Raw genomic sequence first — 15,990 nt, forward strand, 5'->3', positions numbered from 1 at the left:
TCTCCTTGATGTTGTGTGCTCACATGCCCATGCCGCCGTCCACCGCGAGGCCGGCACCGGTGATGAACCGTGCTGCATCGGAGCAGAGGAAGACCACCACGTCGGCCATGTCGCCGACTTCGCCCAGACGGCCGAGCGGTGTCTGGCCGATGACGTCGCCCACGGCCGCTTCGACGCTCGGTGCGAGCCCGGCGGCCACGATGTCGTTGGCGAGCTTCATGCCCATGTCGGTCGGTACCAGCCCGGGGTAGATGCAGTTCACGCGCACGCCATAGCCCAGCTTGCCGGACTCCATGGCCGCGACGCGCGTGGCGCGATCGACTGCAGACTTGGTGGCCGAGTAGCCTGCAATCGCAGGGAACGCGATGGTTGCCGCGACCGACGCGATGTTGACCACGGCACCACCACCGCCCGCGCTGCCACCAGGGCGCATCGCGCGAAACGCGTGCTTCATGCCGAGCAGCGTACCGGCCACGTTCACGTCGAGCATGCGGCGCAGGTCGTCGCCGTCAACGTCGATCACCAACGAGGTGATCTCGATGCCGGCGTTGTTGACCAGAATGTCGAAACCACCCAGTTCCTTGACGGTGGTTTCCGTGGCCGAAGCCCAATCACCGTCCTTCGTGACGTCGAGCGGAACAAAGCCCACCTTCGCGCCTGAAGAAGAAAGCCGGGTGGCAGTCTCCCGGCCCAGATCGGCGAGCACGTCGCCAATCATCACGGACGCACCAGCTGCCGCCAGCGCTTCGGCAATGCTCGCGCCAATGCCGCGCGCACCACCCGTCACCAGGGCCTTGCGCCCTTTCAAGTCGAACTTGGCCATCGCTTGTCTCCTGTAGATATGTTGTGAGATGGAGCGGTCATCCTAGAAATCGACTTGACAAGTGTCAAGTTTTTATTTGACGCACGTCAAAACTTCTAAAATGACATGCGTAGCACGCCGGATGCGGGTTCTCCCGCTTGCATGCTATGGTTTGCAATCACCAGGAAACAGGGCGGCCGGCAGCATGCGGCCCCGCTTGAAATGACGACACATCAACGTGCAAAGAAACACGCCGAACGGGTGCCCAAGGCACGGATCGACAAATTCTCGGAGCGGCGCGCCGAACTCGGCGAAGCCGCACTGACAACGCTGGCCGCGCTGGGCTACGCACGCACCAGCCTGCGCGAGATTGCGCAGAACTCCGAGTTCTCGCATGGCGTGCTGCACTACTACTTCAGCGACAAGGTCGACCTGATCATCTGCAGCGTCAAGCAATACAAGGCGCGCTGCGTCAAGCGCTACGACCATGCGGTGGAAAGCGCCACCACCTTCGACGAGCTGATGGAAGGCTTCCTGCAGAGCCTGGCCGACACGCTGCGCGACGAAGGCCATGTGCATCGCCTCTGGTACGACCTGCGTTCGCAGGCGCTGTTCGAGGAAGCCTTTCGCACCGACGTGGTCCAGATCGACAAGAGCCTGGAAGACATGATCTGGCGCATCATGAGCCGCTTCGCCGATCTCTCCGGCGAGCCGCCCGGCATCCCGCCTTCGGCTACCTACGCACTGTTCGATGGGCTGTTCCAGCAGGCGCTGCTCAAGCACCTGTCGGGTGATGCGAAAGCGATTGGCGACATGCAGGCGGATGTGCGGCAGTCGATCACGCGGCTGTTCGCCGCACCGGTCCCGAAGAAGGCTTCTGTCGCCGCACGCAAGCGAGCCGCCTGAGTCGTTTCAGTTTCTGTCGTGCGTGGCGCCTGCGGTTGATTGAGGTGCTCTTTTTTGGCGCCGTTGTTCGGGGCGCGTGCGAATGACACCGGGTACTCCCCTCCGCGAATGTCCCCCGCTTCGCTCCTCCTTTATTTCGCTGCGGGGAGCACCCGGCGTCATTCGCACTGGGGCACACTGCTATTGATCCTGCGATCAACGACTGCTCTGACCGCTCATGTCGACACGGGGCTCTTTTTCGCGAAATAAAGGAGGAGCGAAGCGGGGGACATTCGCGAAAAAGAGCACCGTGTCGGCATGAGCGACGCCCTGAACGACAGCGCAAAAACCGCAAACGCCCTATCGCATCGCACGCCCCCTGATATCCATCAGCGACTGAAACCCGGTCCATCCCCAGTAAACACGATGGTGCACGATGAGCCCATCGACAACATCCATCACCTCGACCAGATCGATCTGGTTGCCCTGCGGCGTAGCGCGAGGGTATTCCCAAGTCAGTTGCCGCCCGTTGGAGAAGAACGTGCCGGTGCGATACCAGCGCCCCAGTTCACCCGGCAGCTTGCGCAAGCCCGCATCGAAGAACGCGTGGATCGCAGCCTTGCCTTCCAGCATGCCCACCGTGCTAGAAGGCAAGGCCGCAAGAATCAGCGGGGTTTCAAGAACGGCGTCTTCGGCATAGAGCGCCATCAAACCGTCGATGTCGCGCGCCACCACTGTGTGGTGCCATTGTTCGTAGATGCGGCGAATGTCCGCTTCGGTGTTGTCGTTGTGCATGCCTGTCTTTGTGGGCTTGTTGATGAAGGCCGAGTCTGGAGGGCGTTCATGCAGAACGCTTCGCCCCACAACGAAACGTGGCACGCGAACGATGCGATCATCTTCCGCAAGAAACGCCTCACGGATTCCCAGCAGCAACCCATGACAGAGTTCAACCGCGCCTACCGGCAGACACTCCTTGCCGGCCGTCTCACACTGGGCCTGATGACACCCGCCGCACGCGCCAACGGCGCCATGGCCGACCTCGAGCTTGAACGCCGCATCGCACAGCGCGCCGACCAGCTCGACTTCGCGGCCCTGTGGACACGCGACGTGCCCGTCATGGTGCCGCAAGGCGAAGAAATCTCCGTGCTCGACGAACCCTTCATCTGGCTCGCCACGCTGGCCGCATCGACGCAGCAGATTGCACTCGGCACGGCCGCTGCTGTGCTGCCGCTGCGCCACCCCTTGCACGTGGCCAAGGCCGCGCTGTCGTTGAACCGCCTGTCGCAAGACCGCTTCATCCTGGGCCTCGGCTCGGGCGACCGTGAAGCGGAGTTCGCGATCTTCAAGGAAGACATTGCGCTGCGTGCCGAGACCTTTCGCGAACGGTGGCACATCGTGCGCTCCGCGCTGTCGCCGGAACCGGCCGGACGTGCCGTGCTGCACGAAGCCACGGGCGGCTACGACCTGATGACCCCGCCCGTCACGCGCATCGGCATGCTGGTGGTGGGCTCGGCACGCCAGTCGCTGCAATGGACCGCCACGCATGCCGACGGCTGGGCCACCTACCACCGCGACGAAGCGCGCCAACAGGGCCGCATCGGCCTGTGGCAATCGGCCTTGCGCGAGCGCGCGGGCAGCGAGCCCAAGCCCTTCGTGCAGTCGCTGCAACTCGATCTGCTGGAACGGGCCGATGCACCGCCCGAGCCCATCGAACTGGGCCTGCGCGCGGGTCGCGATGCGCTCATCGGCTACCTCGATCGCATGGAAGACGCGGGCGTGAGCCACGTGCTGCTGAACCTGGTGCGCGGGCCGCGGCCGGCGCTGGACGTGGTCGAGGAACTCGGGCGTGACGTACTGCCGCGCCTGCAAGGCCATGCACGCACGCTGGCCGCCTGACGCGGGCAGAATCCGGCGCTCGTGTCGCCATCTTTCTCAAGGAACCTACCCATGACCGATCTCTCGAGCTTCCCCATCACGAAAAAATGGCCCGCGCAGCACCCCGACCGCCTGCAGCTCTATTCGCTGGCCACGCCCAATGGCGTGAAGGTGTCGATCATGCTGGAGGAAACCGGCCTGCCCTACGAGCCGCACTTCGTGAGCTTCGAGACCAATGACCAGATGTCGCCGGAGTTTTTGTCGCTCAACCCGAACAACAAGATCCCCGCGATCGTTGACCCCAACGGCCCGGGCGGCAAGCCGCTGGCGCTGTTCGAGTCTGGCGCGATCCTTCTGTACCTTGCCGAAAAGACGGGCAAGCTCATTCCGCAAGACGCCGCCGGCCGCTACGAGACCATCCAGTGGGTGATGTTCCAGATGGGCGGCATCGGGCCGATGTTCGGCCAGCTCGGTTTCTTCAACAAGTTCGCGGGCAAGGAGTACGAAGACAAGCGACCGCGCGACCGCTACGTTGCCGAATCGAAGCGCCTGTTGGGCGTGCTCGACAAGCGCCTGGCCGATCGCGCATGGATCATGGGCGACAGCTACACCATTGCCGACATTGCGTCGTTCCCTTGGATCCGCAACCTGATCGGTTTCTACGAAGCGGGCGACCTGGTGGGCTTCAAGGACTTCAAGAACGTCGCGCGCGCGCTCGAAGCCTTCGTGGCGCGGCCGGCTGTGGTGGCCGGCCTCACCATCCCCAAGCGCGGCTGATCAAGCCGGCCCTGCTTTGCGAACTGTGCGATCAGTTCGCGGACAGATCCATCAGCATGCGCGACAGGAGGTAGAGACGCGGCACCACGCTCTCGACCTCCGCGTATTCCTCCGGCGTGTGGATGCCGCCACCCACGATGCCAAAGCCATCGAGCACCGGCACGCCGACACCCGCCACCAGGCTGGCATCGGCCGCGCCGCCGCTGCTCTCGATGGTGAGCTTCTTGCCGATCTCCGCGTAGATGCCCTCGGCCATCGTCACCAGCTTGTCCGACGAAGGCAGGCGCGGCATGGGCGGCAGGCCCCGGCTCAGACGCACGCGCACTTCGGACTCGGGAATGAGCTTGTTCTGCGCGATGCGCAGCATGTCCTTCTCGACGCGGTCGAACTCCTCGGGCGTGGCCGCGCGCACGTCGGCCTTGGCGCTTGCGATGGCGGGAATCACGTTGGTCGGGCCGTTGGCCGTGAGCACCGTGAAGTTGACCGTGGTCTTCTTCACCGGGTCCGCCGTCTTCGACAGTTGCAGCACCTGGTGCGCCACTTCCATCGCCGCATTGCGGCCAGCCTCGGGCGCCACGCCCGCGTGCGCGGCCACCCCCTTCACCTCCAGCAACGCCGTCGCCGAACCCTTGCGCTCGACCACCAGACCATCGGCCGGGCGTCCCGGCTCCAGGTTGAGCGCCACATCGTTCTGCTTGGCAATGCGTTCGATGAGCGCGCTGGTGCCGACGGAGCCGACTTCCTCGTTGGTGTCGAGCAAAAAGGTGATCTGCCCATAGTCCTTGAAGCCGATCTGCTGCAGGATCTTCAGCGCATAGAGGCCGGCCACCACGCCGCCCTTGTCGTCCATCACGCCGGGGCCATAGGCGCGGCCGTCCTTGATGTAGAAGGGCTTGGCCGTCGCCGTTCCTTCCTTGAACACGGTGTCCATGTGGGCCAGGATCAGGATCTTCTTCTTGCCCTGCCCGGTCAGCGTCGCGACCACGTTGGTGCCGGGGTGCGGGTCCGCCGGAAAGGTCTCGATGCGCGCGCCGAGCTTGCGCAGTTCCTCGACCGCGATCTCGCGCACCTTGCCGAGCCCTTCGGTGCTGGCCGAGCCCGAGTCGATGTTGACCATGCGCTCCAGCATCTTGAGTGCTTCGTCCTTGCTTTGCGTGGCCGCATCGAGCACGCCCTGGTGCGGCTTCTGGGCCATGGCAGTGCCGGCCAGCAGTGTGCATGCGAGCAGCACGCCGTGGCATGCGGTGCGTTTCCATTGAGGCGCGCGTGCGCGGGTGAAGGATGTCGAACGCTTGTGAGTCTGCATGTTGTCCGTTCTGTTCTGTGAAGGCCGAGGGGAAGAGGCGCGGCAGGCTATCACCCGCCTTGCGGACGGGTCAAGCGACAGCCACGGCAGGCCAACTCAGGGACGAACGATCACCCGCTGGAGCAGAGGATCGCGCGCGATGTCTTCCTCGCGGAACGGAAAGCGCAGCCAGTCTTTCCTTGCGTAGCGCGCGACGGCGGCAAGGCCCGGGCCGTTCGTCACGGCGGTTTCGCGCTCGCCATGTGCGAGCAGCGTGCGTGCCTGGACGCCGCGCTTGTCGAAGTACACGACCTGCAGGTAGGTGTTGCTGTTGGACAGCTCGCCCATGGTGTAGTCGCCTTCGGTGACGCAGGCCGAGGTGAAATAGCCCTCCGCGTCGCAGCCACCGAACAGCGACACTTCGCGGCCTTCGCTGCGGGCGAAGCGGTGTTGCCCGAGCGGCGTGTCCAGTGCCCAGCCCCTGCGCGCCATGTCTTCGACCGCTCCGGCAAGGGCGCGCGCCACGCGCGGGTCTGCGGCATGGATGCCGGCCGGCGTCTGCAGCGGCGCATCGGCCGAGAACGCCTGCGTGTAGAGCGCCCGCTCCGGAATCTTGCGCAGCCTTTCCCAGAAGGCATCCCACAGCAACGCGCCCCGGTCCTGCACATCGGCGCGGTTCGACCACTTGCGCAGCACCTGGCAGGCCTGGCGCACATCGACCATCCGCGCCGGCGCCGGCGCCGGTGCCTCCGCCTTCGCGCCGCCGGACTGGCCGGGTGTCGCATCGTCGGATGTCAGCGCCACATCGCCAGAGGCACAGGCGCCATCGAGCAAAGGCTGCTTGAACTGGTCTGCGGTGTAAGAGCGCGCTTCCAGCGTCTTTTGCATCAGCCGCTGCGCGAGCCCTCTGGCAGAGGTTTCACCCGTTCGGGCGAGTTCGCCCGCGATGCGATGCCCTTCCCTTCCGCGCATCGACAGCGCATGGCCTTCTCCGCCGAGGATCGACGCGAAACCCGTCAACGGCTGCGCCGGGTTCGTGAGCCAGTAGCTGTCGTTCATGTTGGCGACGTAGTCCTCGCGCAGCAGGCTGGGCAGGCGGTCGGCGGCCATGGTGCCGGGCTGCACCGAGGTCTTCGCGGACTGCCACTCGCAAGCCGAGCGGCTGCCATCGAGCATGGGCGTGCCCGGATCGATGGCCGCAAAGGCCTTCGACAGCGGCGTCGCGCAGGCCGCGCGCAGTTCGTCGGAAACACCCGGCACCGCACCGATGTCGGCGTACCAGACCCGGCCGTCGCCACGGCCAATGGCGGCGGTGTTGACCCAGGGCATCGCGGTCTCCTGCCGCTGGATGGCGATGAACTCGTCGAGCGAGCGCGCCTGGTCCCAGCGAAAGAAGTTGCGGAAGATGCGCGGGTTGTCGGCATTGATGTCGCGAATTGCGATGGCCTTGCGGCTGCCCCAGCCGAGCGCAGCGTTGCGCGCGCCCAGGTCGACCACGGGCCCGAAGCGCGTGCGGTAGAGCGTGCGGCGAACCAGATCCACCGTGCCGTCAGGCCGGCGCACCGCCACGTTCAGCGGCTGGGCCCGCATGGGCTCGGAAGCCCCATCGACCAGATAGCGCGTGGGGTCGGCGGGGTCCAGCGTCAGCTCGAACAGCCCGAAGCGCCGCGCGGCGGAGACAGTGTGGCTCCAGGCCACATCGTTGTTGAAGCCGAGCATGACCATCGGGATGCCGAGGAAGGACACGCCCGCCACGTCCATCTTTCCTGGCAGCGTGAGGTGCACCTGGTAGAAGCGGTCCGGCCCACCCCAGTACCAGTGCGGGTTGCCGAGCAGCACGCTGCTGCCGCGCTCGCCGGTGGCCGCCTGCCCGAAGGCCAGCACGTTGCTGCCGATGCCGTGCGCATCGCCCACGGAAATGTTCAGCCTTGAAGACAGCGAAAGCTTGTCCGCAGGCGCGGGCGACGCGGCCGCCCCGGGCCTGGCGTTCACGATCTCGGGAACGAAGTGCGTGTACCCGCCCGCCAGGGCGCCGGCGATCATCCGCCGATAGATGTCCTCAGGTCCGATGGTTCGTACCCACGGCGCATTCGCGCAGGCGTGCCGCGCAGCGACATCGTGCGACTGCTGGAGTGCCCGCACCTGGCGGTTGTAGCCTTCCGCGTAGCCGGTGATGAGTTCGTCCAGATCGGCCGGCTGCTCCCGCCTGAGCGCCTCGACCGCCTCCGGACCGGCGAAGGCCTTGAAGAAGAAGTCGAGCTCCAGGTTTGTGGCGTTGCCGAAGGTCGAGCGCGTGTGTGGTTTCCGCTCGGCGCCGAAGTACAGGGAGCGCTGCCCGCTGTAGGTGACGAAGGCGTCGGCCAGCGTGCACAAGGTGTCCTCGGCCTGCGCCTGGCCGAAGCCGATGCCCAGCCCGCGCCAGGTGGTGGCCCGGACATGCGGGATGCCGTCGGCAGTGCGGCGTATTTCAATGGTCGCCATTGGCGATTCGCGCTGGGCCCATGCAGGCGCGGCGCCGATGAAGGCGCCGGCCAACGCGATGGCGGCAATGCAGCGGCTCAGCGCGCGGCGATGGGGTCTTGGAAAAGTTTTCACGGAAGTCCTCGGGCAGCTCGGCGCGCAGAGCGCCGGCTTCAGTGGCTATTGCAGATCGGGGCCGCGGCGGCGCGCCTCTTCGATCACCGGCTTGACGAGGGCGACGCCGGCAAGCGCCCACAGTGTGAGTGCTTCATCGAGCGCGCGCACATGGCGGGGGTCCTGGCCGAGCCAATGGATGAGCCGGTCGGCATGGTCGCGCGAAGGCGCATCGTGCAACTGGCAGAAAAGCGCCCAGGCCGTATCGAAGGCAGTCTCTGCGGAAACATGGGTTCTGGTGGCCATCGTCGACTGCCTTTGATGCAAGCGAAAGTTCTCGTGTTCACTGCATAGACGCAGCGCCTTTGCACATGTTCATTTCGATCGGAGCGGAAGGCGCAGGCGTGCCATGTCGCGCCGCGCCTTCGATGCGGCAGCGCCTCGCGAGATCTCTAGATCTGGACGGCAGGCGCCTCTTCCCGCACGACGCTGCGCGCGCGCGGCTGGGCGGCGAACAACGCGTTGCCGATCTCCCCTGTGCGCACGGAGGTCACGGAGAGCAGCGTGTCGCTCAGCCCGTGGCTGTCTTCGCAAGCGCCCTGCAGGAAGATGCCCGGGTGGAAATCGGGCGTGCTGTGAAGGCGGTAGTAGCGGTCGACCGAGAAATCGCCGAGATACGGGGCAATCGGCTTCAGCAGGTCCTTGTGTTGCTCGCGCGCATAGCCCGTGGCCAGCACCACGGCGTCGTAGCGCACCGTGCTCTCGCGCTCCGCGTCCTGGTCCCGAAGCGTGAGGTGAATGCCGTCGGACGCCGCGCGCACCGCGCGCACGTCGTGCTGGCGCAGCATGCGCAGGCGGTTCCCGCGCGCGACTTTCTGCTGGTAGAAAACCTTGAATATCTGCTGGATCAGTTCGAGGTCGGCCACCGCGTAGTTGGTCTGCGAGAACTCGTCGAGCAGCGCTGCGCGCTCGTCGCTTGCGCGGCTGTACATGTAGTCGGTGAAGTCGACGTTGAAGACTTCGTTCACGAACGGGCTGTCGTCCGAAGGGCGGATGGAGCGCGCGCGCATCACGAGGTCGACCTGCGGCTGGTTCGGACGTCCCTGCAGGTCCATGAAGATTTCGGCCGCGCTCTGGCCGGCACCGATGACCGCGATCCGGCGCGCGTCGGGATGGCGTGCAATGTCCTTGAGATAGCTGCTCGAATGAAACACGCGCCCATCGCCGCGCAACGCGCGAAAGCCCTCGGGCACGTTGGGCGTGCCGCCGATGCTCACGACGAGATTGCGCGCCAGCCGATCCTGCACGCGGCCATCGGCCCCGCGCGAGCGCACGCGCAGCAACGAGACTTCATTGCCCTGCTTTTCCGGCAGCACCTCGAACACCTCTTCGCCATAGGCGCAGTTGTCGCGAAACTGGCTCGCGGCCCAACCCAGGTAGTCGTTGAACTCATGGCGACTCGGAAAGAAGCTCTTGAGATTGATGAAGTCCGGCAGCCGGCCCTGCTCGTGCAGGTAATTGATGAAGGTAAAGCGGCTGGTGGGATTGCGCAGCGTCGCCAGGTCCTTCAGGAAGGAAATCTGCATGTGCGCCTGGTCCAGCAGCATGTGCGGATGCCAGGCGAAGCTGGGCTGCCGTTCGATGAACAGGGCGTCCAGCGGCTTGCCTGCGTGACGCTTCTCTTCGAGCGCAATGGCCAGTGCGACATTCGAGGGACCGAATCCGACGCCGATCAGGTCATGGATGTGTTGCATGGGATCTCAACTCCTCTGTGTGTTGATGCGGGCGAAAAAAATGCGGGCCTTCATGCGGCAAGGCTCGCGGGGGCACGGGCCCGGTCTTCCGCGATGCGTCCGGCCTTCATGGTGATGACGCGGTCGGCCAGGTGGAAGTAGCGGTCGTCGTGCGAGATGACCACCAGCAGGTGACCCTTGGCACGCAGCTCGGGCAGCAGCTCGGTGTAGAAAAGATGGCGGAAGGCCGGGTCCTGGTCCGCAGCCCACTCGTCGAACACCAGCACCGGGCGGCCTTCGAGGTAGGCATGCACCAGCGCAAGCCGCTTGCGCTGGCCGGTCGACAGGTCGACGGTGCTGAACGAGCCGTCCTTGATGCTCACCTTGTGGGCAATCTCCAGGCGCTGCAGATAGGGCAAGGCCGCCTGCGGCAGCGCCTGCGTACCCGCCTCGCCCTTCTCGCTCGCAACCAGGTCCTCGAAGAGGTAGAAGTCGGAGAACACGGTGGTGAAGAGCTGGCGATAGTCGTCACGCGTCTCGGGCGTGACGGCGTTGCCGTCGAGCAGCACGTCACCCGACTGCGGCGCGTAGAGGCCCAGCAGCAGCTTGATCAGCGTGGTCTTGCCGGAGCCGTTGTCGCCCACCACGAACACCATTTCACCGCGGCGAAGCTGGATGTCGATGGGTCCGAGCACAAAGGGCTCGCTGCCTTCGGGCGCGTCGAAGACGTAGCGCACATCGCGCATGCCGATGCCCTCGTCCATCTTCGCGCCGCCAGCGGGCCGCTCCAGATGCAGGTGAGGCTCGGGCGTGGCAAAACGCGCCGAAAGGTCGGCGATGCGCTGGAACGCGACCTTGGCGCGGCCCACATTGGGCAGCGCGCCCGCGATCATGTCGATCGGCCCCTTCAGGAACAGCAGCACCAGCACGAAGCCGCTGAGTACCACGGGCTCGGTGCTGCGAAACGATGCCCAGCCCAGGATCAATGCGATCAGCAGAAAGAACAGGGCCGAGCCGAAGGCCGTGGCCATCACGTAGGTGTTGATCGCGCGGCTGTTGACGGTGCGGATGTTGTCGACGATGCGCTCGACCTGGTCGCCGAACATGCGCGTGCGGCGATCGCGGTGCATGCGAAGCTCCTTCGCGCCCTCGCTGATGGCGCGGTAGGCCTTGTGCAACTGGTCTTCGTGCGCCCGCGCTTTCCAGAAGCCGGCACTGCCGCGGGCCTGCGCCATGATCTGGATCGTTGCGCCGATCACGAGCGCGACCACCAGCAGGCAAAAGAGCGGCAACGACAACCAGGCCAGGTAGCCCAGGCAACCCAGCGCGACAGCCACGGCGATCAGCGTCGATGAAAGCACGAAGGCGACGTCGCTGATCATGTCCACGTCCTGCGACAGCACGGGCATCAGGCGATGGGTGCGGTAGCGCTCCAGGGCGTCGATGGGGGCCGAGAGAATCTTTTGCGCAAGGCTCTTGCGCACCTGGGCCACCAGGCGCTGCCCGACAAAATTGGTCGAGACGTCCGAAGCCATGCGGCCGAACAGCGCGACGAGACACAGCCCGATGAAGGTCAGCAGCAGCCCACCGGCCATGCCGCCCTGCTGGTTCAGCACCAGGTTGATGGTGCGCAGCAAGGCGACCGTGGCAGCACCCGCGCACACGCCGGTGACCAGGGACAGAACGATCCACGGAAGGAAGGGTTTGAGCAGTTGCGCGATTTCCGCGCCGTTGCCACTGCCACTGGTCGATGTCATGCAAGCACTCTTTCCGCCCGCAGGGGCGACGGTGGCCCCGCGGCGGGACCCGAAACAGCTGAGAGCGATCCTGCCCGGCGGACAGGACGCGGCGGCACGAGGCCTCCTTCTGCATAGACGGCCGGGCCCGGCCGATGTTCATCGGCGCTCGCCGCGATGAACATGCAAGGCGGAGAAACGTCTTGCAAGAATGAACCCCGAGCATTGCCGCGCCCGTCCGTGATTGCCTTGCTGGAGCCCATCTTCCGGGGCGAGTTGGCGCCGCTCGGTGAACGGCTGGTGTGCACGCGGGACCTTCCGCCCGATGCCTTGCGCGTGGCGGACCTGGCGTCTTCGACCGAAATGCTTGCCGGGGTGCTGCACCGGCACGCGAAGTTCAGGCGCGTCGAAGACAACGACCTGCGGGCCGTCGCCTCTGCATGGAGCCTGGCCTATCTTTCGGTGCTGTTGCCGCCCGTGGTGGCAGCTGCCAGCGTGCTGCAACACGGCTTTCCGGTCGCGGCCTCACAGATGTGGGTGCAATTCGATGGCCGTGGCGCACCCTCGCACTTTCACATTCGAGAGTTGGGCGCACCGTTACACGGCACCGACACCGCGCAACGCTATGCACCGCTGCTGTGGCATCACCTGGCGCCCTTGTTCGAGGCGGTCGCCGGCCTGACGCGGCTCGCGCCGAAGATTCTGTGGGGCAATGTCGCGCGGGTGCTCGAGCCGATCCTGGATCAGGCGGTGGCTCTGACCGGTGGCGCGGCACCGATCACGCAGGACCGCGCGCATCTGCTGCAAAGCGCCGCCTGGCCACAGGCAGCGACCAACCCGCTGCACGGCCGCCAGCGCGAAGTCGTTCAATGGCGCGGCGGCCGCCAGGTGCCGACGAAGCTGCACCGCCAGTGCTGCCTCAATCACCTGCTGCCCGACGAGGCCGCCTGCAGCGCCTGCCCGCTGGCACTGCCCCGATGAACAGATCGCGTCGCGCTTCGTCTCCTCAAGAGGCGACGCGGGAAAGCGCGCGCCCGCGCGGCACCGACCCGCCCGCTTCAACCTCACCCACACACACAGCACCACCATGCCCAAGGCCAAGCTCGTCTACATCATGTCCTTGAGAAACGCCGCCGCCGACAAGGCCGGCCAGGACATCGACTACCAGGGGGCGCCGCGCTACATGAAGTCGCCGCTCGAATACCTGGCGCAGGCGCTCGACACCACACCACTCGGCGATGTGTACTCGCTCGAAGGCATCGTCTACGACGACGACGCGCAATCGCCGCGCGACCAGGCAGCCCTGCAGGCCTACGGTTTCGCCTGGCATCCCGACCGCAAATGGATTTTTCCGGCAGAGCTGCGCGCGCAGGGCAAGCTGCTGCGGGACATGCTGCATCCGGTGCCCTCGGCCTACCGCCGCATGCCGATGGACGCGCCCGGACGCGCCGCGGGCAAGAGCGCATTCGAGCGTTCGCTGCTCGACAAGCTGCTGACGCTGGGCGCCGATGTCGTGCTGCTCGACGGGCTGCTCGTCATCCTCGACGAGCTCGTGCGGCCCGGGAGCCGCTACTACCGCAAGATCGTCAACATCCACCCCGGCATCACCCGCCTGGAGTCGCCCTATCAGCGCCGGGGTGCCTACGCCACGCTCGATGCGCTGCACGGCGCACAGGGCAACAAGGTCGTGGACTGGACGACGATGACCAAGCTGCGGGTGCCCGTGGTCGACAAGACCGGCGCATCGCTGCACTACGTGGACAACGGGATCGATTCGGGCGAAGTCATCTTCGACGTGCTCGACACCCCCATCGACCCGGAAGACACCATCCTCGAACTGCGCTGGAACAACTTCAACCGCAGCCTCTTTCCGGCCATGCACAAAGGCATGGCGTTGCTGGCGCCCCACGTCCTGGGCCCGCAAACCCGGTAGCGGCGGGTTTGCCTGGCATTTTGACTTTGAAATGCGAGCAATTCTCATTAAGATCCGCCCGCTTCTAATACTTTCAAAGTCCTTCCATGCACACTCCCCCCCTTCCTCGCCAACGCTTGCTGCATGCATCGCTCGTGGCGGCCTTCGGAACTACAGCCGTCCTCTGGAGCCTGGGCAGCTACGCGCAAACGTCGGGCACGACGACGACAACCGCCACAGGCCAGCCAACGGGCACCACGCTGCCCGCGGTGACGGTGAATGCCGATGCGGAGGAAAGCGGTACCGGTCACGTGACCGGTTATGTGGCCAAGCGCAGCGCGACAGGCACCAAGACAGACACGCCGATCATCGAGACGCCGCAGTCGATCTCGGTCATCACCTCCGATCGCATGCAGACCACCGGAGCGGTCACACTCAAGGACGCCCTGAGCTACACGCCCGGCGTGGCAATCACGACCTTCGGCGCCGACTCGCGCTATGACTGGCTCACGCTGCGCGGCTTCGACGCCTATGCGCCGGGCTTCTACCTGGACGGCCTGCCGCTGCGCAACAACGGCAACTGGGGCGTCTGGCGCACCGAGAACTACGGTGCCGAGCGCATCGAACTGCTGCGCGGCCCCGCCTCGGTGCTGTATGGCCAGGCCGGCCCGGGCGGCGTGGTCAACGTCGTGAGCAAGCGCCCCACGGCCGAACCGCTGCATGAACTCCAGATGCAGATCGGCGACCACAACCGCAAGCAGATCGCGGGCGATTTCTCGGGCCCGCTCGACGCCGACGGCAAGGTGCTCTACCGCGTGGTCGGCCTGCTGCGCGACGGCGACCTGCCCACCGGCAAGATGCCCGATCGCCGCCTCTTTCTCGCGCCTTCGCTGACCTGGCGCATGTCCGGAGACACCAAGCTGACGGTGTATGCGCAAATCGACCGCACGCGTGCCGGCGTCTACAACCGCATCCAGCCCCAGGTCGGTTCCGTGATCCCGACCCTGTTCGGCACCCGCATTCCGGCCACGCTGGGGACCGGCGACCCCACCTACGACCACTTCAACAACGACCAGTGGATGGTGGGCTACGAACTCGAGCATCGCCTCAACGACACCATCACGCTGCGCCAGAACGCCCGCTACGGCGAGCTGAAGGTCGACTACGCCGGTGTCTGGCCGCTGCGCCGCCTCACCACGGTGGACAGCAAGAATCCGCTGAACCCACTCAACTTCATGTTCCTGGGCCGCTACCCCACCGGCAGTCGCGAACGGGTCTCGACCTTCAGCATCGACAACCAGGTTCAGGCCGACCTGCGCGCCGGCGACTGGCAACACAAGCTGCTGATCGGCCTGGACTACCAGCGCAACCGCATCGACCAGTACAGCTTCTCCACCGGCACCGCGCCCACGATCAACATCTACGCGCCGGTGTACGGCGGCCCGATCGTGGAAGGCGCGCCCTGGATGAACTCCAACACACGCCTGACCCAGACCGGCCTGTACGTGCAGGACCAGATCAAATGGGGCGACCGCTGGTCGCTGACCCTGGGCGGTCGCTACGACAGTGCCGACAGCGACGTGTTCGACCGGCTGACGGGCAAGAGCACGGGCATCTCCCAGAACAAATTCACCAAGCGTGCGGGCCTTGTCTACCTGGCCCCGAACGGCCTGGCCCCTTACCTCAGCTATTCCGAGTCGTTCGCGCCGACCGGCCAGGTCGATCCGGTCTCGCGCGTGCCGTTCAAGCCCGAGACGGGCAAGCAGTACGAGGCCGGTATCCGCTACCAGCCGCCGGGAACCAAGCAGAGCTACAGCGCGGCCATCTTCGACCTGCGCCGCCAGAACTACATCTCGAACGACGCGAACTTCATGCCCAAGCAGACCGGCGAGATCCAAGTCCGCGGGCTGGAGCTGGAAGCCACGGCCGAGATCCTTCCGCGCCTGAACATCACGGCCGCCTACGGCTACACACCACGCGCCATCGTCACGGCCAGCGCCAATCCGGCGGAAATCGGCAAACAGGCCAATGCGGTGCCAAGGAACCGGCTGTCGGTCTGGGCGGACTACCGCTTCAGCAATGGCGTGAAGGTCGGCCTGGGCGCCCGCTACACCGGCTCGAACTACGGCGACGGAGAAAAGCTCGCGCCGAACAAGGTGCCTGCCTCCACGGTGTACGACGCCATGGTCGGCTACGACTTCGAGCGCTGGAGCATCGCGCTCAACCTGCGCAACCTGACCAACAAGAACTTCATCGCCAATTGCGACCAGTACGGCAAGTGCTACTACGGCGCTCCGCGCTCGATCATCGCGACAGGAACCTACCGCTGGTAAAGAACCGGGGCGCCAAGGCGCCTCGGGTTCGACGTGTCGAATCACTGAAACGAAAGGCCCGGCGCATACATTGCGCCG

The 15,990-nt window shown here is 65.6% G+C and carries 13 protein-coding genes; 6 read left to right on the top strand and 7 right to left on the bottom strand.

Annotation, left to right across the window (positions count from 1 at the left end; translation table 11 throughout):
- Positions 1-19 precede the first annotated feature (19 nt).
- Positions 20-823 (bottom strand): SDR family NAD(P)-dependent oxidoreductase, encoded by an 804-nt coding sequence (locus H7F35_RS01670; RefSeq protein WP_187111264.1) that lies wholly within the window; start codon positions 821-823, stop codon positions 20-22.
- Between the two features lie 201 nt (positions 824-1,024).
- On the opposite strand from H7F35_RS01670, the gene H7F35_RS01675 reads away from it, so the two are divergent.
- Entirely contained in the window at positions 1,025-1,708 is a 684-nt protein-coding gene (locus H7F35_RS01675) for a TetR/AcrR family transcriptional regulator (RefSeq protein ID WP_187111265.1), read from the top strand.
- 339 nt (positions 1,709-2,047) lie between these two features.
- Here the strand turns inward: H7F35_RS01675 and H7F35_RS01680 are convergent, their stop codons facing one another.
- A complete protein-coding gene (locus H7F35_RS01680; protein WP_187111266.1) occupies positions 2,048-2,482 on the bottom strand; it encodes a nuclear transport factor 2 family protein in 435 nt (144 codons plus the stop codon).
- Between the two features lie 141 nt (positions 2,483-2,623).
- On the opposite strand from H7F35_RS01680, the gene H7F35_RS01685 reads away from it, so the two are divergent.
- On the top strand, positions 2,624-3,583 hold the full coding sequence (locus H7F35_RS01685) for a TIGR03571 family LLM class oxidoreductase (RefSeq protein ID WP_187111267.1): 960 nt from the start codon (positions 2,624-2,626) through the stop codon (positions 3,581-3,583).
- A 51-nt stretch (positions 3,584-3,634) separates the two neighbouring features.
- On the top strand, positions 3,635-4,339 hold the full coding sequence (locus H7F35_RS01690) for a glutathione S-transferase N-terminal domain-containing protein (RefSeq protein ID WP_187111268.1): 705 nt from the start codon (positions 3,635-3,637) through the stop codon (positions 4,337-4,339).
- Between the two features lie 31 nt (positions 4,340-4,370).
- Here the strand turns inward: H7F35_RS01690 and H7F35_RS01695 are convergent, their stop codons facing one another.
- The 5 genes from H7F35_RS01695 to H7F35_RS01715 form a co-directional block, all read right to left on the bottom strand.
- Positions 4,371-5,534, bottom strand: coding sequence for a glutamate carboxypeptidase (locus tag H7F35_RS01695; protein ID WP_222622033.1), 1,164 nt, complete (start codon positions 5,532-5,534; stop codon positions 4,371-4,373).
- A gap of 207 nt (positions 5,535-5,741) precedes the next feature.
- Positions 5,742-8,219, bottom strand: coding sequence for a penicillin acylase family protein (locus H7F35_RS01700; RefSeq protein ID WP_261803487.1), 2,478 nt, complete (start codon positions 8,217-8,219; stop codon positions 5,742-5,744).
- Between the two features lie 45 nt (positions 8,220-8,264).
- Entirely contained in the window at positions 8,265-8,504 is a 240-nt protein-coding gene (locus H7F35_RS01705) for a hypothetical protein (RefSeq protein ID WP_187111269.1), read from the bottom strand.
- A gap of 146 nt (positions 8,505-8,650) precedes the next feature.
- Positions 8,651-9,952 carry a lysine N(6)-hydroxylase/L-ornithine N(5)-oxygenase family protein gene (locus tag H7F35_RS01710; protein ID WP_187111270.1) on the bottom strand — a complete coding sequence of 434 codons (1,302 nt, stop codon included), beginning with the start codon at positions 9,950-9,952 and terminating at the stop codon, positions 8,651-8,653.
- A 50-nt stretch (positions 9,953-10,002) separates the two neighbouring features.
- Entirely contained in the window at positions 10,003-11,688 is a 1,686-nt protein-coding gene (locus H7F35_RS01715) for a cyclic peptide export ABC transporter (RefSeq protein WP_187111271.1), read from the bottom strand.
- Positions 11,689-11,892: 204 nt separating this feature from the next.
- On the opposite strand from H7F35_RS01715, the gene fhuF reads away from it, so the two are divergent.
- The 3 genes from fhuF (at position 11,893) to H7F35_RS01730 (ending at position 15,912) form a co-directional block, all read left to right on the top strand.
- Positions 11,893-12,648, top strand: a complete 756-nt coding sequence (gene fhuF / locus H7F35_RS01720; RefSeq protein WP_261803488.1) for a siderophore-iron reductase FhuF — start codon at positions 11,893-11,895, stop codon at positions 12,646-12,648.
- Between the two features lie 106 nt (positions 12,649-12,754).
- On the top strand, positions 12,755-13,600 hold the full coding sequence (locus H7F35_RS01725) for a formyltransferase family protein (RefSeq protein ID WP_187111272.1): 846 nt from the start codon (positions 12,755-12,757) through the stop codon (positions 13,598-13,600).
- Between the two features lie 86 nt (positions 13,601-13,686).
- Positions 13,687-15,912, top strand: a complete 2,226-nt coding sequence (locus tag H7F35_RS01730; RefSeq protein WP_187111273.1) for a TonB-dependent siderophore receptor — start codon at positions 13,687-13,689, stop codon at positions 15,910-15,912.
- Positions 15,913-15,990: the final 78 nt, after the last annotated feature.

Source organism: Variovorax sp. PAMC26660 (assembly GCF_014302995.1).
Taxonomy (GTDB): domain Bacteria; phylum Pseudomonadota; class Gammaproteobacteria; order Burkholderiales; family Burkholderiaceae_C; genus Variovorax.